Raw genomic sequence first — 18,335 nt, forward strand, 5'->3', positions numbered from 1 at the left:
GAATCATTCTTGTTAAGGGCATAGGTTGCGAGGGAGAGGGGGACCCGTCAGGGTCCCCGTCCACGTCCGGATTCGGGAGGACCTCGCGATGACCACCAGGCCAATCAGCACCGACGACGCCGGTATCCCCGCGCCGAGCGACGAGCACTCGCTCTCCGTCGGACCGAACGGCCCCCTGCTGCTTCAGGATCACTACCTGATCCAGAAGATGGCGCACTTCAACCGCGAACGTGTCCCGGAAAGAGTGGTGCACGCCAAGGGCGGCGGGGCCCACGGCGTGCTGCGGATCACCGAGGACGTCAGCCAGTTCACCAAGGCCAAACTGTTCCAGAAGGGCAAGGAGACGCCGCTCTTCCTGCGCTTCTCGACCGTGGCCGGTGAGCTCGGCTCCGCCGACACCGCCCGTGACCCCCGCGGCTTCGCGATCAAGTTCTACACCGAGGACGGCAACTACGACCTCGTCGGCAACAACACGCCGATCTTCTTCATCCGCGACCCGCAGAAGTTCTCGGACTTCATCCACAGCCAGAAGCGCCGCGCCGACAACCACCTGCGCGACAACAACATGCAGTGGGACTTCTGGACGCTCTCGCCGGAGTCGGCGCACCAGGTCACGTTCCTCATGAGCGACCGCGGCACCCCGGCGTCCTGGCGGAACATGCACGGCTTCGGCTCGCACACGTTCCTCTGGTACAACGCCGCGGGCGAGAAGTTCTGGGTCAAGTACCACTTCAAGACCGACCAGGGCATCAAGAACCTCACCGCCGCCGAGGCCGACGCGCTGGCCTCCGGCGACCCCGACCACCACATCCGCGACCTGCACACGGCGATCAAGGCGGGCGATCACCCGTCGTGGACGGTGAACGTGCAGGTCATGCCGTTCGAGGCGGCGGCCGACTACCGGTTCAACCCGTTCGACCTGACCAAGGTGTGGCCGCACGGCGACTACCCCGAGATCACGATCGGCACGATGACCCTGAACCGGAACCCGGACAACTACTTCGCCGAGGTCGAGCAGGCCGCGTTCGAGCCGTCCAACCTGGTGCCGGGCATCGACACCTCGCCGGACAAGATGCTCCAGGGCCGCCTGTTCTCCTACCCCGACACCCACCGGTACCGGATCGGGCCGAACTACCAGCAACTGCCGATCAACGCGCCGGCCGTACCGGTGAACAGCTACAACTTCGACGGGCCGATGACCTTCCGCAACCAGCGGGACCCCGTCTACGCGCCCAACAGCGTGAACGGCCCCGCCGCCGACCCGGCCCCGTACGCCGGATCGGACTACCAGGTCGCCGGCGAGATCATCCGCTCGGCCTACACCCTGCACGCCGAGGACGACGACTACGGCCAGCCGCGCGCCCTGTGGGAGAACGTGCTGTCGGAGACCGACCGCGAGCACCTGGTCGGCAACATCGTCGGCCACGCCTCCGCGCCCGAGGTCACCGCGGAGATGAAGAAGCGCGTCGTGGAGTACTGGAGCAACGTCCACAAGGACCTCGGCCAGGGCGTCTCCCAGGGCCTCGGCCTGTCCTGACCCCGGCACGAGCGAAGGGCCGCGACCTGGCGGGTCGCGGCCCTTTCTCATGGCTCGCGGACGGCGGGCGCGCGCCGCCCGCGCGGTCAGCTCAGCCTGAGACCGTTGAGCAGGTCGGCGATCCCCCCGGTCACCGGCTCGCTCTCGGGCACCGGCACCGCCTCCAGCGCCTTGCCGGGCGTCTCGGGCAGCTTGCCGGTGATCTCGTCCGCCACGGTCTCAGCCGGCTGTGGCAGGGCGATCGGGGCTTCCACGCCGGCCACCAGGCCGGACGCGTCGGGCAGCGCGGGCACCTCGCCCTCGACCGGCACCGGCGGCAGCGCCGCCAGCGTGCCGGGGATCGCCGGGTTGTTGGGCAGACCAGGCAGATCGGGCGCGGTGGGCACGTCCGCCACGCTCCGCAGGCCCGCCACACCCGGCGAGCCGGTGGGCATCGACGGCGCGCCGGCGGCCGCGGCAACGCCGCCCAGGTCCGCCAGGCTCAGTACCGCCGACGCCTTCGACAGGCCCGGCAGGCCCGCCTTCCTGGCCAGCGTCTCGGCGGACATCGCCACGTCGCTGTCCTTGGGCGCGGTCATCTTGTCGCCGTAGTTGCCGCTCATCCGCAGGTCGAGCAGCTCCTCGCAGACCGAGGCCACCGTGGTGGGCGCCCGCAGGGCGGCGACCCTGTCGGCGCAGTAGTCCGCCCCCAGCGCGGGGCCCGCGACCAGCCAGCTCACTCCCGTGGTCAGAGTGGCCACCGCAAGGATGCTCCGGATGCTCCGAGATGACACTTCACGTCCCCCTGATCGTTTTTGGTGATCCGACGAACGCTGAAGCTAGTCACGCGGCCGGGACAGGGACGGGTGCTTGCCCGAAGGGTGGGCCAGACCTTACCCGGCGGCCCCGGCCGGAGATCGGCTTTGACCTCAGGCGGCGCGCTCCACGGTGAGCTCGTCGTCGCCCAGGTCCACCCGGACCGTGTCGCCGTCGGTGACCGTCCCGGCCAGTACTTCCCTGGCCAGCTTGTCGCCGATCGCCGACTGCACCAGCCGCCGCAGCGGCCGGGCCCCGTACATGGGGTCGTAGCCGGTGAGCGTGAGCCACTCGCGGGCCGCCGCGGTGACGTCGAGCGTGATGCGCCGGTCGGCCAGGCGATGGGCGAGCCGGTCGATCTGCAGGTCGACGATCCGGCCCAGCTCTTCGGAGCCGAGCGCGTCGAACAGGATCACGTCGTCCAGCCGGTTGAGGAACTCCGGCTTGAACGCGTTGCGCACCGCGCCCATCACGGCATCGCGCTTGGCGCCGTTCTCCAGCTTGGGATCGACGAGGAACTGCGAGCCGATGTTGGAGGTCAGGATGAGGATCGCGTTGCGGAAGTCGACCGTGCGCCCCTGCCCGTCGGTCAGCCGGCCGTCGTCGAGCACCTGCAGGAGGATGTCGAAGACCTCCGGGTGCGCCTTCTCGACCTCGTCGAGCAGCACCACGGTGTACGGCCGCCGCCGTACCGCCTCGGTGAGCTGCCCGCCCTCCTCGTAACCGACGTATCCCGGAGGCGCGCCGACCAGCCGGGCCACGCTGTGCTTCTCGGAGTACTCGCTCATGTCGATCCGGGTCATGGCCCGTTCGTCGTCGAACAGGAACTCCGCCAGCGCCTTGGCCAGTTCGGTCTTGCCGACGCCCGTCGGGCCCAGGAACATGAACGATCCCGTGGGCCGGTCGGGGTCGGAGATGCCGGCGCGGCTGCGCCGTACGGCGTCGGAGACGGCCTGGACGGCCTGGGCCTGTCCGATGAGGCGGCGGCCGAGCTCCTCCTCCATGCGCAGCAGCTTGGCGGTCTCGGCCTCCAGCAGGCGTCCGGCGGGGATGCCGGTCCAGGAGGAGATGACCTCGGCGATGTCGTCGGCGCCGACCTCCTCCTTGACCATCGGCTGGGACTCGGCCTCCTGGGCGGCGGCGCCGGCGATCTCCAGCTCCTTCTCCAGCCGCGGGACCTCGTCGTAGAGCAGCTTGGAGGCCTCGGCGTAGTTGCCGTCGCGCTGGAAGCGCTCGGCGGTGCTGCGGGCCTCGTCGAGCTGCTTCTTCAGGTCGCCGAGCTTGTTGAGCCCGGCCTTCTCCCGCTCCCAGCGGCCGACCAGGGCGTTGAGCTCCTCCTGGCGGTCGGCCAGCTCCTTGCGCAGGCGCTCCAGGCGCTGCTGGCTGGCCTCGTCGGTCTCCTTGGAGAGCGCGAGCTCCTCCATCTTCATCCGGTCGACGTTGCGCTGGAGCTGGTCGATCTCGACGGGCCGCGAGTCGATCTCCATGCGGAGCCGGGAGGCGGCCTCGTCGACCAGGTCGATGGCCTTGTCGGGCAGGAAGCGGTTGGTGATGTAGCGGTCGGACAGCGCGGCGGCGGCGACCAGCGCGCTGTCGGCGATCACGACCTGGTGGTGCGCCTCGTAGCGGCCCTTCAGGCCGCGCAGGATCGCGATGGTGTCCTCGACGGTCGGCTCGCCGACGTAGACCTGCTGGAAGCGCCGCTCCAGCGCCGGGTCCTTCTCGATGCGCTCGCGGTACTCGTCGAGCGTGGTCGCGCCGATCATCCGCAGCTCGCCGCGGGCCAGCATCGGCTTGAGCATGTTGCCCGCGTCCATGGCGCCCTCGGCGGCCCCGGCGCCGACGACCGTGTGGAGCTCGTCGATGAAGGTCACGACCTGCCCGTCGCTCTCCTTGATCTCGGAGAGCACGGCCTTGAGCCGCTCCTCGAACTCGCCCCGGTACTTGGCCCCGGCGACCATCGCGCCCAGGTCGAGCGAGATCAGCCGCTTGTTGCGCAGCGACTCGGGCACGTCACCGGCCACGATGCGCTGGGCCAGCCCCTCGACCACGGCGGTTTTGCCCACGCCGGGCTCGCCGATCAGGACCGGGTTGTTCTTGGTACGCCGGGACAGCACCTGGACCACGCGCCGGATCTCCGAGTCGCGGCCGATGACCGGGTCGAGCTTGCCGGTGCGGGCCCGCTCGGTCAGGTCGACGCCGTACTTCTCCAGCGCCTTGTAGGTGTCTTCCGGAGTCTCGCTGGTGACGCGGGCGTTGCCGCGTACCTTCTCGAAGGCGTCGAGCAGCGCCTCGGGCGTGGCGCCCTGCGGCCTGAGCAGGTCGGCGGCCTGGCCGCCGTCGGCGGCGAGCGCGACGAGCAGGTGCTCGGTGGAGACGTACTCGTCTTCGAGCCGCTTGGCGCGCTGCGCGGCCGTGTTGATCACGGTGAGCAGCTGGCGCGAGCTCGACGGCGCCGACACCGTGGCCCCCTGCGCCTTCGGCAGCGCCGCGAGCAGCTCCTCCGACTTCGCGCGGATCGCCTTCCAGTCGGCTCCGACGGCCTCCAGCAGAGGTACGGCGGTGCCGCCCGTCTGGGCCAGCAGCGTGGTCAGCAGGTGGGCCGGGGCGATCTCCGGATTGCCTTCCGCGGCGGCTCGCCGCATGGCCCCCGACAGCGCCTCCTGGCTCTTCTGGGTGAGCTTGTAGTCCATGTGTTCTTACGCCCCCGGTGGCAGCTCGTAGCGGATCAACGCCCTCACCATCTGCATCTCGGCCCTGAGCCGGTGAACCTCCTCACGCAGCCGCAGGGCCTCGTTCTCCAGCTCGAGAATGCGCTTGATCCCCGCGAGGTTGATGCCCTCTTCCTGGGACAGGCGCTGGACCTCGCGGAGCATGATGATGTCGCGCGTGGAGTAGAGGCGGCCGCGTCCGGCCGTGCGGCCGGGGCTGACCAGTCCGAGCCGGTCGTACTGCCTCAGCGTCTGCGGGTGCAGTCCCGAGAGCTGCGCGGCCACCGAGATGACGTAGACGGGGGTGTCGTCGGACAGGTCGAAATAGTTGGCGTCCATCGGCTTACTCGCTTCTGGCTCGCTGGATGAGTTCGGCGCGCGGGTCGTCGCCCGCGGTGGCCGTGCTGAACTCCGTCAGCAGGTCACGCGACTTCTCATCGAGCGCCTCAGGCACGAGCACTTCGACGCTGGCGAGCAGGTCGCCCTTGGTGCCGTCCTTGCGGGTGACGCCGCGGCCCCGGACGCGGAAGGTGCGCCCGTTGGGAGTACCCGCGGGGATACGCAGCGTGACCGGCAGGCCCTTGAGGATCGGCACCTTGATCTCGGCGCCCAGCGCCGCCTCGGTGAAGGTCACGGGCACCGTGATGGTCAGGTTGTCGCCGGTCCGGCCGAAGACGGCGTGCGCCTTCACGTGGGTGACGATGTAGAGGTCGCCCGCCGGCCCGCCGTTCTCGCCCGGCGCGCCCTTGGCCTTGAGCTTGACCCGCTGGCCGTCGGCCACCCCCGCGGGGATGCGCGCCTGGATCGTGCGGGTGCTCTTGGCCCGCCCGCTGCCGTCGCAGTCGGGGCACGGGTCGTCGACGATCAGACCACGGCCCTTGCAGTCGCGGCAGGGCTCGGAGAAGGCGAAGTTGCCCAGGTTGCGGCTGGCCGCGCCGGTGCCCTCACAGGTCGGGCAGACGCGCGGCGTGGTGCCGGCCTTGGCGCCGGTGCCGGTGCACGACTTGCACGCCGCCGAACTGGTCAGCCGGAGCGAGACCGTGCTGCCCTCCACCGCCTCGGTGAAGGTCAGCGTGACCTCGGACTCGATGTCCTGCCCGCGCCGCGGCCTGGTCGTGCTGCTGGTACGGCCGGTGCCGGCGCCACCCCGGTTGAACAGCCCGCCGAACAGGTCGCCGAGCCGCTCGCCCGCGCCGCCACCGCCGCCGCCGCTCTGCTGACCGGCGGTGCCGCCGAACAGGTCGCCGAAGTCGAACGGGAAACCGCCACCGCCGGGACGCTGGCCGCCGACGCCGGACCCGAACAGCGTCCGGGCCTCGTCGTACTCCTTGCGGCGCTTGGTGTCCGACAGGATGTCGTTGGCTTCGGAGATCTCCTTGAACTTGGCCTCTTTGACGGAGTCACCCTGGTTGGTGTCGGGGTGATACTGCCGGGCCAGCTTCCGGTAAGCCTTCTTGATCTCGTCTGCGGTGGCGGTCTTGGGCACACCAAGGACGGCGTAGTAGTCCTTCTCCAGGTAGTCCTTGGTGCTCATCGATGGCCCTTCGTCCTAGTTTTCGTCGTTGTCGTCGTCAGCCGGTGAGTCGTCCGGCTCCGCCACGGCCACTCGCGCCGGGCGCAGCACCCGCTCTCCGAGGCGGTACCCGGACTGCAGCACCTCGATGGCGGTGGGTTCGGACACTTCCGACGAGTAGCTGTGCATCAGCGCCTCGTGGATGGTCGGGTCGAAGGGGTCGCCCTTCTGCCCGAACGAGCTGAGCCCCAGCTTGGTGACGGCCGCTTCGAGCGACTCGGCCACCTTCGCGAAGCCGCCGGTGAGCTCGCCGTGGTCGCGGGCCCTGCCGATGTCGTCGAGGACCGGCAGGAACTCGGCGAGAATCCCGGCCATGGCCTGCTCGCGGACCGCGACGCGGTCGCGCTCGACCCGGCGGCGGTAGTTGGTGTACTCCGCCTGGAGCCGCTGGAGATCGGCGGTGCGCTCCGCCAGCAGGATGGTGTCGGAGCCGGGTGCGCCGCTGGTGTTCGACTCGGCGCCGCCGTTGGCGGAGCCCGCGCCGGCGGCGTCCTGGGAGTCGGACCCGGCGCTCTGGCGCGCCTGGCCCGTCTCGGGGTCGATCTTGCGGTTGTCGCGGATCACCGGCTCGTCTGCCCCCGGCATCACTTGTCCTTCTTCGGCTGGTCGTCGTCGACGATCTCGGCCTCGACCACGTCGTCGTCGTCGCTCTTGTCCTGCTCGGCGCCGGGAGTGGCGTCCTGCGGAGCGCCCTCGCCGCCCTGCTGCTGCTGGTTCTGAGCGTAGATCGCCGAGCCCATCTTCTGGCTGACGGTCGCCAGCTTCTCGGCGCTCGTGCGGATGACGTCGGTGTCGGTGCCCTCAAGAGCCTTCTTCAGCTCGGTGAGCGCGTCGTTGACCTCGGTCTTGATCTCGCCGGGGACCTTGTCGTCGTTCTCGCGCAGGAACTTCTCCGTCTGGTAGGCCAGACCGTCCGCGTTGTTGCGGACCTCGGCCTCCTCGCGGCGCTGCTTGTCCTCTTCGGCGTAGGACTCGGCCTCGCGCATCATGCGCTCGATGTCGTCCTTCGGCAGCGCGGAGCCGCCGGTGATCGTCATCGTCTGCTCCTTGCCGGTGCCGAGGTCCTTGGCGGAGACGTTGACGATGCCGTTGGCGTCGATGTCGAAGGTGACCTCGATCTGCGGGATGCCGCGCGGCGCCGGGGCGATGCCGGTCAGGTCGAAGGTGGCCAGCTTCTTGTTGTAGGAAGCGATCTCACGCTCGCCCTGGTACACCTGGATCTGCACCGACGGCTGGTTGTCCTCGGCCGTGGTGAAGACCTCGGAGCGCTTGGTCGGGATCGTGGTGTTGCGCTCGATGATCTTGGTGAAGATGCCGCCCTTGGTCTCGATGCCCAGCGACAGCGGGGTCACGTCGAGCAGCAGGACGTCCTTGACCTCACCCTTGAGCACGCCGGCCTGCAGGGCGGCGCCGATGGCGACGACCTCGTCCGGGTTCACGCCCTTGTTGGGCTCCTTGCCGCCGGTCAGCTCCTTGACGAGCTCGGAGACGGCGGGCATGCGGGTCGAACCGCCGACGAGCACCACGTGGGCGATGTCGGCGACCTTGATGCCGGCGTCCTTGATGACCTGGTGGAACGGGCCCTTGGTCCGCTCGAGCAGGTCGGCGGTGAGCCGCTGGAACTCGCTGCGGGTGAGCTTCTCGTCGAGGTGCAGGGGCCCCTCGGAGGAAGCGGTGATGTAGGGCAGGTTGATGTTCGTCTCGGACTGGCTGGACAGCTCGATCTTCGCCTTCTCCGCGGCCTCGCGGAGACGCTGGAGAGCCATCTTGTCCTTGGCCAGGTCGACGCCGTGGGCGTTCTGGAAGCGCTTGACGAGCTCGTCGACGACGCGCTGGTCCCAGTCGTCGCCACCGAGGTGGTTGTCACCGGAGGTGGCCTTCACCTCGACGAAGCCGTGGCCGTCCTCCTGGCCGACGTCGAGCAGGGACACGTCGAACGTGCCGCCGCCGAGGTCGAAGACGAGGATGGTCTGGTCCTGGTCCTTGTCGAGCCCGTAGGCCAGAGCGGCCGCGGTCGGCTCGTTGATGATGCGCAGGACGTTGAGGCCCGCGACGGTGCCGGCCTCCTTGGTCGCCTGACGCTGGGCGTCGTTGAAGTACGCCGGGACGGTGACCACCGCGTCGGTGATCTTCTCGCCCAGGTACGCCTCGGCGTCCTGCTTGAGCTTCTGCAGCACGAACGCGCTGATCTGCTGGGGGGAGAACTTCTTGCCGTCGATCTCCTGGGACCAGTTGGTGCCCATCTCCCGCTTGACGGAGCGGATGGTCCGGTCCACGTTGGTGACGGCCTGTCGCTTGGCGACCTCGCCGACCAGGACTTCGCCGTTCTTCGCAAAGGCGACCACGGACGGCGTGGTCCGCGAGCCCTGCGCGTTGGCGATGACGGTGGGCTCACCGCCCTCGAGGATCGAGACGACAGAGTTGGTCGTCCCCAGGTCGATACCTACCGCACGTGCCATGAGTACGTCCTTGTAGTCAAAGTTGAGTCCGATGGGCTCAACTTACGAAGCCGAATGACCTTTGTCAAACGAGTTGAGCCTACCCGACTCAACCCCGATGAGCGTGAAAGCATTCCGCGGCATCGGGCAAGAACGGGTGTGATCGTGCACAACACGCGTAACGGGGCAGATCCGCTGGGGGTTCCACCTGATCTCTTCGACCGATATTTCGGTGAGATCCACCGCTACATCGCCCGCCGCCTGACCGACGACATCGCCGACGATCTGGCCGCGGACGTCTTCGTGGCCGCGCTGCGCGGCGGCTACGACCCGGCCGCGGGTCAGATCAGGCCCTGGCTGTACGGCATCGCCACCAACCTGGTCGCCCGGCATCGCCGTACCGAGAGCAGGAGGTGGAAGGCGCTGGCCCGCGCGGCCGAGCGCGACTGGGACGACCGGGAGGACGCCGTCCTCGACCGGATCGACGCCGCGCGCCTCACCGGCCCGCTCGCGGGGGCGCTGGCCGGGCTGAAGCCGCGCGACCGCGACGTGGTGCTGCTGGTCGCGCTGGGTGGTCTGAGTCACGCCGAGGTGGCCGCGGCTCTGGACATCCCCTACGGAACCGTCGCGTCCCGGCTCAACCGGGCGCGCAAGCAACTGCGCGAGGCGCTCAAGGAGGAGTTCGGTGGAGTCGATGGATGAGCTGGAGCTGCTCGCACGTGCCCTGCCCGACGCCCGGCCGCCGTCGGACGAGGTCGTGGCGAGAGGACGCGCGAAGGTGGCGGCCGTACGAACCCGGCCGAGGGCGGGCCGGCTCGCCTCGCGACGGAGCCTGACGCGACGGAGCTGGACACGGGGGAACTGGGCGTGGATGAGCTGGGCGCGGGGGAAGTGGGCGCGGAGGAGCTGGGCGTGGGCCGCGCTGGCGACGGCGGCGGTCGTGTCGGTGGTCGTCGCGCTGGCCGCGAACCTCGCGCCGGCGCCCGCCCCGGTGCTGACCCCGGCGCCCTCCCAGAAGCCGCTGTCGACCCCGTACAAATCCCCGAAGCCGGGGCCGAACCAGGCCATGCTCGACCTCGCCGCGCGCATCGAGAAGCTGCACGAGCCGCCACGACGGTACTGGCGCACGTCCCGGATGACCGACAGCAAGGTGCGGGCCGAGAACTGGGTGCCGCGCTCGGCCGGTGATCGGGTCATGCTGTGGGAGACGGCCGGCGGAAAGTGCACGTCGGGCTTCAGCGCCTACTGGGGCGGCAGGTACGGCGACAGGTCCGTCGCGGACTTCACCATGGCCGACCTCGCGGCGCTGCCGGCCGAGCCCGAGGCTCTGGAGCGGAAGTTCCGGGAGTACAACCGGATCTGGAACGACCGGGGCTTCCGCAAGTCCTTCGCGGAGTTCGCCCCCGTGCTCGGCAACATGTTGGACATGCCGATCAGTCCCCAGGTGCGGGCGGGGGTGCTGCGCGTGCTGGCCGGGCAGCCCGGCACCCGCGTGCACGGCGTCGCACGCGATCCTCTCGGCCGCGAGGGCCTGGTCGTGGACCTGGGCGAGGAGGGCGGGACCATCAACGACGTGCCCGTCCGCCACCGTCTGTTCATCAACCTCCAGAACGGCGCCCCGCAGGCCAGAGTCGCCTACGCCGTCAAGGGCGGCCGGATCGTCTCGTACCACGCGACCGTCGTGAGCGGCTGGACGGATCTCCTTCCGCGGATGCCGAAGGGCTGCCCGCGCAAGGGCTGAGCCGTCAGCGCCCGAAGTCGGCGGCGTGGGCGCGGGCCCAGGACTCGAAGGTGCGGGCGGGGCGGCCGGTCAGGTCCTCGACCGCCGTGGTCAGGGACGCGGGCACGCCGTCGCACGACTCCCACCAGTCGAGCAGCGCGTCGGCATAGGCGCCGCGCACGTACTGGGCCACCTCGGCCTTCCACTCCTCGCGGGTGACGGGCTTGACGCCGATCTCCCGGCCGAGCGCGCGTCCGAGGATCTCGAGCCGCTCGGCGAAGGTGATCGACTGCGGCCCGGTCAGCGTGTACGCCCGGCCGCCCAGCCCGGGATCGGCCAGCACCGCGGCGGCACAGGCGGCGACGTCGTCCTCGTGGATGGCGTCGCTGTGCGCGCCGGGGTAGGGCAGGCTGACCGGTTCGCCGGACTTGATGGCCCACGACCATGCCGTCGCGTTGCCGGCGAACGCTCCCGGGCGCAGCAGCGTGGCCGGGATCGGGGAGCGCAGCAGCGCGTTCTCGGCGTCGAGGTGGGAGACGGCCAAGGGGTTGCCGGACGGGTCGTCGGTGAGCACCGAGGAGGAGGAGAGCAGCACGATGTGCCGCACCCCCGCCTTGGCGGCCTCTGCGGCGAAGGCGTCGGCGCAGGACGGCTCGGCGTAGAGGAAGACGGAGCTCACGCCGTCCAGCGCGGCGGGGAAGGTGCCCGGATCGGTGAGGTCGCAGCGCACGGTCCGGTCGTCGTCCGGTGCCCTGGAGGCGGCGCGGACCGGCAGGCCGCGTTCACGCAGCATCGGGATGAGGGCGCGGGCGACGGCGCCGCGGCTTCCGGTGACAAGGGTGGTCATGCTGGGGTTGTCCCTTCAGGACGATAGAATAAGTGCGTCACGCAAACATTGCGTCACGCACGTAATTTAGCCGAGTGGAGGCGCACGGTGTCAAACCGCGCGGAGTTGTTCGACGTCCTCGTCGCCGAGAGCCAGCGGCACTACGCGGCGTACGTGCTGTTCAACCAGGCGCTGGCCGACAGCCTCGGCATTCACCCCACGGACCTGCAGTGCATGGGACTGCTCGACCTGGAGCCCGGTCCGGTGACCACGGGCAGGATCGCGGCGCTCACGGGGCTGACGCATGGTTCGGCCACCCGCCTGGTCGACCGCCTGGAGAAGGCCGGCCTGGTCGTACGGCAGGCCGACGAGAAGGACCGCAGGCGCACGCTCGTCGCGCCGGCCCCCGCGGCGAGGGAACGGATCGGCGCGGCCTGGACCGAGCCCGGCACGGACTTCGGCCAGGCGCTCACCGGCTACTCCGAGAGCGAGCTGGAAGTGATCGTCGACTACCTGCGCCGCACCGCTGAGGTGGGGCGCAGGCAGGCCGAGCGGCTGACGGCCGGCAGGCGGGCCGTCAGGTGATGGGGGTGTTCATGTCGGTGGTGAGCTGGGCGGGCGTCAGGGCCCTGTTGTAGACGCGGACCTCGTCGATGAGGCCGTTGAAGTATTCGCCCCAGACGGCGTTGCCGCCGATGCGCAGCACGCCGTTGTCGGTCCTGATGTTTCCGGTCGCGGTGACGGAGCTCACCTCCGCTCCGTTGACGAACAGCTTCAGGTTGGCGCCGTCGTAGGTGGCGGCGACGTGGGTCCAGGTGTTGAGGGGCAGGGAGGCGGTGCCGTAGAGGCCGCGTTCCGAGGTGGTGTGGATGGTGCTGTGGGCACGGTCGTTGAGATCCAGGGTGTACGCGAGGTCGTTCCCGAACTGCTTCATGACGATCGTGCGCCAGCCCGTGGTGGTGGTCGGCCGGATCCATGCTTCCAACGTCATGGCGCCGGTCAGGCGCAGGCTGGGGGAGTCGGCGACGGTGACCCAGCTACCGGTGCCGTTGAACGACAGGGCGTTGCCGTACTTGCCGGTCGTGGTCCAGGACGTGGCGGTGGAGGCGCCGTTGTTGCCGCTGCCGGAGGAGTCGGCGACGGTGACGCCGGTGCCCTCGTTCATGGCGTAGGCCGCCACCAGGCCCTGGCCGGTCGGCGGCGCGGTCACGGCCGCGCTCACCTCGCCGGACGAGGCGCTGGTGTTGGGGACGGCGTCGAAGGCGCGCACGCGGTAGTAGTACGTGCCCGCGGCCAGGCCCGAGTCGGTGAACGACGTGGACGGCGTGGAGCCGACCTGGTTCGCCCCTGACGGGGTGAAGTTCGGCGTCGCCGAGCGGTGGATCGTGTAGCCCTCGACGCCCACGTTGTCGGTGGACGCGGTCCAGGACAGGGAGGCGAAGCCGGCGCCGCCGGTGGCCGCCGGGGCGCCGGGGGCGCTCGGCGCTTCGGTGTCGGGCGGTTGCGGGGTGCCGATCGGGGTGTTCATGTCGGCGGTGAGCTGGGCGGGCGTCAGGGCCCTGTTGTAGATGCGGACCTCGTCGATGAGGCCGTTGAAGTATTCGCCCCAGACGGCGTTGCCGCCGATGCGCAGCACGCCGTTGTCGGTCCTGATGTTTCCGGATGCGGCCACTGAGCTGGTTTCTGTGCCGTTGACGTAGAGCTTGAGGTTGGCGCCGTCGTAGGTGGCGGCGACGTGGGTCCAGGTGTTGAGGGGCAGGGAGGCGGTGCCGTAGAGGCCGCGTTCCGAGGTGGTGTGGATGGTGCTGTGGGCGCGGTCGTTGAGATCCAGGGAGTAGGCGAGGTCGCTGCCGAACTGCTTCATGGCGATGGTGCGCCAGCCGGTCGTGGTGGCCGGGCGGATCCATGCTTCCAACGTCATGCCGCCGGTCAGGCGCAGGCTCGGGGAGTCGGCGACGGTGACCCAACTGGAGCTGCCGTTGAACGACAGGGCCTTGCCGTACTTGCCGGTCTGGGCCCAGGTGGTCGCGGTCGTGGTCCCGTCGTTGCCCGAAGGTGAGGCGTCGCCGACGGCCGTGCCGGTGCCTTCGTTCATCGAGTACGCCGCCACCAGACCCGGCTGGCCGGTCACGGTCTGGTAGGTCGCGGTGTAGGTGGCCGCGCTCGCCGGGGCGGTGATGTTGTGGGCCGCGGCGCCGCCGTCCGACCAGGAGACGAAGCCCTGGTCGCCCTGGGGTGAAGGCGCGGACAGGCCGACGCTCGAACCGACGATCACCGTCCGGGTGAACGGCGCGACCGTCTGTTCGGCGTTGAAGCCGAGCAGGAGGCCGGGTGGGTTCGTCTGGAAGGTCAGGTTCACCGTCTTGGGCTGCAGCAGCACGCTCTTGGTGTCGGTCAGGCCGTGCGCGTCGGTGACGGTGAGCTTGAGCTCCAGGTGCGACGGGTACTCGTGGTCGGGCGCCTGGAAGGAGCCGGACGCGCCGGTGAACGTGGTGATCTCGTGCTCGTGGCAGCCGCCTGGGCAGTGGTGCATGATCAGCGCCCAGTGCATGCGCGAGCCGGGGATCGTGCCGTCCTGGGCGTCGGTGCCGGTGCCGGAGAACCCGATCGACTCGCCCACCGCCCAGGTCGTCGCGGCGGTCGGGGTGGTGATCGCCGCTGTGGGCGCCGTGTTGCTGACGTTGATCGTCACCGTGGCGTCGCCCTGGCCGCCCCTGCCGTCGCTGACGCGCAGCCGTACCGTGTGGGAGCCCGGCTGGGTGTAGGTGCGCGAGGGGGTGGCGGAGGTGGAGTCGTCGAGGTCGCCGTCGCCGTCGAGGTCCCAGGCGTAGGTGAGCGGGTCGCCGTCGGGGTCGGTGGAGCCGGTGCCGGAGAAGCTGACAGCGAGCGGGGCCTCTCCCGAGGTCGCGCTGGCCGTGATCGCGGCCGTCGGCGGGTTGTTGTTGTACAGGTAGCGCACGACCGTGCCGGCGTTGTAGTCCACCGCGAACAGGTCGCCGTTCGGCCCGGTCTCCAGTTCGACCGAGCCGACCCCGGAGTCGAACGTCGTGATCGTCGCGGGGTCGGGCAGCCCGTTGGCGCCCTTGGTCATCACCCAGACGCACGAGCGGCTGTAGTCGGAGAAGAACAGCGCGTCGTCATAGGCCGGCGGGTACGGCCCGCCCGGGTAGAACGCCACCCCGCTGGCCGAGGAGTTGCCGCTGGGGCAGGGGTCGTTGGGCGCCGGCCGGGTGCTGTGGTTCCAGCCGAAGTACGGCGCGGCGTGCGCGGACGGGCCGGCCGCGTAGTAGTTCTCGCACAGGGTCAGGTTGAGCGCGTCGTAGCCGCCCTGCCGGTTGGGGCCCTCGTAGCAGGGCCAGCCGAAGTTCGTCACGCCCGCGGTCGGGGAGGCGACGCGGTTGATCTCCTCCCACGTGGTCCAGCCGACCTCGCCCAGCCACATCTCCGCGGTGCCCGGCCGGTTGGTCAGGCGGAACGGGTTGCGCAGGCCGTTGGCGACGATCCTGGCGGTGTTCTGGTCGGTGCTGCCGGCGTTCGGGTTGCCCGCGGCGGCGGCGCCGGTGTCGGGGTCGACGCGGATCATCGTGCCGTCGAGGCCGCTCGGGTCGCCGCTGGTACGCACGTCCTGGGAGCGCAGTGCGCCGCCCTCTGCAGACGGGGGCGACAGGGCGGTGCCGACCGAGTTGGGCGGGTCGCCGCAGGGGTTGTCCGGGGTGATGTCGGAGCTGGGCAGGTTGTCCTGGCCGTAGTCGGCGAAGTTGAAGCTGGCGCCGTCGCCGCCGGTCGCGTACAGCATGCCGTCGGGGCCGAACTGCAGGTCGCCGGTCGAGTGGCTGGGGTGCTGCTGGCACCAGTCGGTGATCAGCGGCGTCTCCGCGCCGGCCGGCGAGATGACCGAGAGGCGGCCGGTGATCAGGCAGCCGTCGCCGGTGGGGCCGGGCGGGCTGGGGCAGGGGTCGTCGGTGGCGCCGGCCGTACCCCAGCGTGGAGCGTTCCCGCCGGGGACGGCGTCGCGGGCGTACAGGACGTACAGGCGGGGGTCTGCGGGGAAGTTCGGGTGGAGCGCCATCCCGAGCAGGCCGCGGTCCCAGAAGTTGTGCACCTGGGTGCGCAGGTCGGCGTAGACGGTGGGGGTGGTGTCGGTGAGGGAGTCGAAGACCTTGATGATCCCGCTCTTCTCGGCCACGAAGACGCGGCCGTCGGCGGCGAACTCGATGTTCGACGGGCGCGTCAGGCCGCTGAAGACGACCTGTTTCTGGAACTGTGCCGGCAGGGCCTGCGCGGGCGCCGCCACCAACGCGACCATGCCGACGGTGAGTAAGAGCACGGACATGAGCGCACGTAAGAGCCGTGTCAAGAGAACCCCCCCAGTGACCGTTTGTCTTGATCTATGCAAGAAATCGCATGGAAGTCACTGGGGATGTCCTCATCTGGACATGTCCCGAATTATCGGAGCTTGGCGCCGTCGACGATCTTCCGCTTGCCCAGCGGCGCCTTGAGCTTGACGGTCGTCGTCTTCTGGATGGCGATCATGATGCAGGCGACGTCCTTGGCCTTCCTCGGCGTGCCCTCGTAGAGCGTGATGGTGACCTTGCCCCTGGTCTCCTTCACCTTCACCCGGGCGAGCACCGTGCACGGAGCCACGCCCGACTCCCACGTGAGCCTGACCTTGCGGCCCTTGTCGAAGGACTTGGCCTTGGCGAAGGGGACCTTCCTCGTGTTGATCGTGTCGGCGACCGGCTTGACCGGCTCCGGGCCCTTGGGCGGGGTCTGCTCGACGGGCCCCGAGCTCACCGGGGCGGCCTTCGTGCCGGTGGGGGCTGCCGTCTGGGGCGGCGCAGCCGTACCGCAACTCGTTACCAGAACCAGGCATCCAGCCAGGAGGATTGTCCGCATAACCTTTCGACGGATCCCGCGTCGTGCGGGTTCATCCGCGGCGCTGAAGTTAGGGTGAGGGACGTGCTTCGTCAGGCCCTCATCGCCGTCTCCAAGAGCGAGCGCGCCCAGCGCGTCGTCTCCTCCTCGCCGCTGACCAGGGAATTGGTCCGGCGATACGTCGCCGACGACATCGGCGCCGTCGTCACCGAGCTGACCGACCGGCGGCTGCTGGTGACCGTCGACCACCTCGGGGAGGAGGTGCGCGACCGGGCGCAGGCCGACGGCGCCGTGCGCGCCTACCTCGCCGTGCTCGACCGGCTGCCGCCCGGCGCCGACGTCTCGGTCAAGCTCACCGCGCTCGGCCTGCGCCTGTCCGAGCAACTCGCGCTCGACAACGCCGCGACCATCTGCGACGCCGTGACGGGTAGAGGCATCACGCTCACGCTCGACGCCGAGGAGCACGACACCGTCGCCGGGCTGGAGTCGGTCCACGCCACGCTGCGCAAGGAACATCCCGGGGTCGGCATCGTCGTCCAGGCGTACCTGCTCGACGCCGCCGAGCGCTGCGCCCGCCTCGACGGCGCGCGCGTACGTCTGTGCAAGGGCGCCTACACCGAACCGGGCGCCTACACCTCCGCGCGGGAGATCGACCGCTCGTTCGTGCGCTGCCTCAAGATCCTCATGGCCGGGAGCGGCTATCCGATGGTCGCCACGCACGACCCGCGCCTCATCGAGATCGCCTCCGCCCTCGCCGTGCTCAACGGCCGCGACGCGACCGCCTTCGAGTTCCAGATGCTGTACGGCGTGCGTCCCGCCGAGCAGGAGCGGCTGGCCGAAGTCGGCGCCCAGGTCCGCGTGTACGTGCCCTACGGCGCCGACTGGTACCCCTACCTGATGCGCCGCCTGGCCGAACGCCCGGCGAACCTCGCCTTCTTCGCCCGTTCCCTGCTCTCCAGAAGCTAGCCGCGGCCCGCCCGGTAGGCTGCGGGCCAGCGTCTACACCTGCGAGGAACCTGACATGATCGCGATTCTGGGCACGGGCAAGATGGGCGAGGCCCTGCTGTCGGGGCTGCTGCGTGCCGGGTTCAAGCCGGGCGACATCGTGGCCACCGCGCGCCGGTCGGAGCGTTCCCAGGCCTTGCGCGAGACCTACGGCGTGCGTACGGTCGCCAACCCCGAGGCCGCCAAGCTGGCCGGCACCATCATCCTGGCCGTCAAGCCGCAGGACATGGCGGCCCTCCTCGCCGAGATCGCCCCCTACGTCGCCGCCGACCGCCTGGTCATCTCGGCCGCCGCCGGCATCACGACCTCCTTCGTCGAGGAGCGGCTGGGCGTGGACGTGCCGGTGGTGCGGGTCATGTCCAACACGCCGATCCGCTTCGACGAGGCGATGAGCGTCATCTCGGCCGGCGCCCACGCCGGCGAGGAGCACCTGCGCCGCACCGAGGACCTCCTCAAGCCCGTCGGCAAGGTCCTGCGCATCCCCGAGTCGCAGCAGGACGCCGCCACCGCCCTCTCCGGCAGCGGGCCCGCGTACTTCTTCTACCTGGTCGAGGCCATGGTGGACGCCGGCATCCTGCTCGGCATGCCCAGGGCCGCCGCACTCGACATGGTCACCCAGTCGATCGTCGGCGCCGCCATCATGCTGCGCGACTCCGGCGAGCACCCGGTCATCCTGCGCGAGGCCGTCACCAGCCCCGGCGGCACCACGATCGCGGCGATCGCCGAGCTGGAGCGCCACAGCGTGCGCGCCGCCTTCCTGGCCGCCATCGAGGCCGCCCGCGACCGGGGCCGCGAACTCGCCTCCGGCTGAGCGCGACCCCCCACTAACAGGAAACTTTCCTGCGTGGGGCAGGA

General features: G+C 70.1%; 15 protein-coding genes. 6 read left to right on the forward strand and 9 right to left on the reverse strand.

What is annotated here, in order from left to right; all coding sequences use genetic code 11:
* Window positions 1–88: 88 nt before the first annotated feature.
* Window positions 89–1,537, forward strand: coding sequence for a catalase (locus tag ACFWY5_RS42180; RefSeq protein WP_379638198.1), 1,449 nt, complete (start codon window positions 89–91; stop codon window positions 1,535–1,537).
* An 86-nt stretch (window positions 1,538–1,623) separates the two neighbouring features.
* On the opposite strand, the gene ACFWY5_RS42185 is transcribed toward ACFWY5_RS42180, so the two are convergent.
* From ACFWY5_RS42185 to dnaK, 6 genes are all read right to left on the reverse strand, one after another.
* Window positions 1,624–2,277, reverse strand: a complete 654-nt coding sequence (locus tag ACFWY5_RS42185) for a hypothetical protein (protein ID WP_379611368.1) — start codon at window positions 2,275–2,277, stop codon at window positions 1,624–1,626.
* A 168-nt stretch (window positions 2,278–2,445) separates the two neighbouring features.
* Complete coding sequence (gene clpB / locus ACFWY5_RS42190; protein WP_379638199.1) at window positions 2,446–5,025, reverse strand: ATP-dependent chaperone ClpB; 2,580 nt, start codon at window positions 5,023–5,025, stop codon at window positions 2,446–2,448.
* 6 nt (window positions 5,026–5,031) lie between these two features.
* Window positions 5,032–5,382: a heat shock protein transcriptional repressor HspR gene (locus ACFWY5_RS42195; protein ID WP_184958700.1), complete on the reverse strand. Its 351-nt coding sequence runs from the start codon at window positions 5,380–5,382 to the stop codon at window positions 5,032–5,034.
* Between the two features lie 4 nt (window positions 5,383–5,386).
* Window positions 5,387–6,577 carry a molecular chaperone DnaJ gene (dnaJ, locus tag ACFWY5_RS42200; RefSeq protein ID WP_379611371.1) on the reverse strand — a complete coding sequence of 397 codons (1,191 nt, stop codon included), beginning with the start codon at window positions 6,575–6,577 and terminating at the stop codon, window positions 5,387–5,389.
* Window positions 6,578–6,592: 15 nt separating this feature from the next.
* Window positions 6,593–7,201 (reverse strand): nucleotide exchange factor GrpE, encoded by a 609-nt coding sequence (gene grpE, locus ACFWY5_RS42205; RefSeq protein ID WP_379638200.1) that lies wholly within the window; start codon window positions 7,199–7,201, stop codon window positions 6,593–6,595.
* Window positions 7,201–9,075: a molecular chaperone DnaK gene (gene dnaK / locus ACFWY5_RS42210; RefSeq protein WP_379611374.1), complete on the reverse strand. Its 1,875-nt coding sequence runs from the start codon at window positions 9,073–9,075 to the stop codon at window positions 7,201–7,203. The genes grpE and dnaK overlap by 1 nt, the downstream gene beginning before the upstream one ends.
* 144 nt (window positions 9,076–9,219) lie before the next feature.
* Here dnaK and ACFWY5_RS42215 point away from each other — a divergent pair, with 144 nt between their 5' ends.
* Both ACFWY5_RS42215 and ACFWY5_RS42220 read left to right on the forward strand, forming a co-directional pair.
* Entirely contained in the window at window positions 9,220–9,756 is a 537-nt protein-coding gene (locus ACFWY5_RS42215; protein ID WP_379611375.1) for an RNA polymerase sigma factor, read from the forward strand.
* A complete protein-coding gene (locus ACFWY5_RS42220; protein WP_379638201.1) occupies window positions 9,740–10,795 on the forward strand; it encodes a hypothetical protein in 1,056 nt (351 codons plus the stop codon). The genes ACFWY5_RS42215 and ACFWY5_RS42220 overlap by 17 nt, the downstream gene beginning before the upstream one ends.
* Window positions 10,796–10,799: 4 nt before the next feature.
* Here ACFWY5_RS42220 and ACFWY5_RS42225 read toward each other — a convergent pair whose 3' ends face one another.
* Window positions 10,800–11,621, reverse strand: a complete 822-nt coding sequence (locus ACFWY5_RS42225) for an SDR family oxidoreductase (RefSeq protein WP_379638202.1) — start codon at window positions 11,619–11,621, stop codon at window positions 10,800–10,802.
* A gap of 87 nt (window positions 11,622–11,708) precedes the next feature.
* Between ACFWY5_RS42225 and ACFWY5_RS42230 the strand changes: the two genes are divergently transcribed.
* Window positions 11,709–12,185 (forward strand): MarR family winged helix-turn-helix transcriptional regulator, encoded by a 477-nt coding sequence (locus ACFWY5_RS42230; protein WP_379611378.1) that lies wholly within the window; start codon window positions 11,709–11,711, stop codon window positions 12,183–12,185.
* Here the strand turns inward: ACFWY5_RS42230 and ACFWY5_RS42235 are convergent.
* Window positions 12,178–15,933, reverse strand: a complete 3,756-nt coding sequence (locus tag ACFWY5_RS42235) for a LamG-like jellyroll fold domain-containing protein (RefSeq protein ID WP_379638203.1) — start codon at window positions 15,931–15,933, stop codon at window positions 12,178–12,180. The two genes, ACFWY5_RS42230 and ACFWY5_RS42235, sit on opposite strands and share 8 nt — an antisense overlap.
* A gap of 113 nt (window positions 15,934–16,046) precedes the next feature.
* Window positions 16,047–16,394 (reverse strand): hypothetical protein, encoded by a 348-nt coding sequence (locus tag ACFWY5_RS42240; RefSeq protein WP_379611380.1) that lies wholly within the window; start codon window positions 16,392–16,394, stop codon window positions 16,047–16,049.
* Window positions 16,395–16,559: 165 nt separating this feature from the next.
* Here ACFWY5_RS42240 and ACFWY5_RS42245 point away from each other — a divergent pair, with 165 nt between their 5' ends.
* Complete coding sequence (locus ACFWY5_RS42245) at window positions 16,560–17,441, forward strand: proline dehydrogenase family protein (protein ID WP_379638204.1); 882 nt, start codon at window positions 16,560–16,562, stop codon at window positions 17,439–17,441.
* A 55-nt stretch (window positions 17,442–17,496) separates the two neighbouring features.
* Complete coding sequence (proC, locus tag ACFWY5_RS42250) at window positions 17,497–18,291, forward strand: pyrroline-5-carboxylate reductase (RefSeq protein ID WP_379611383.1); 795 nt, start codon at window positions 17,497–17,499, stop codon at window positions 18,289–18,291.
* Window positions 18,292–18,335 lie beyond the last annotated feature (44 nt).

Origin of the sequence: Nonomuraea sp. NPDC059007 (genome assembly GCF_042740555.1) — a bacterium.
GTDB lineage: Bacteria > Actinomycetota > Actinomycetes > Streptosporangiales > Streptosporangiaceae > Nonomuraea.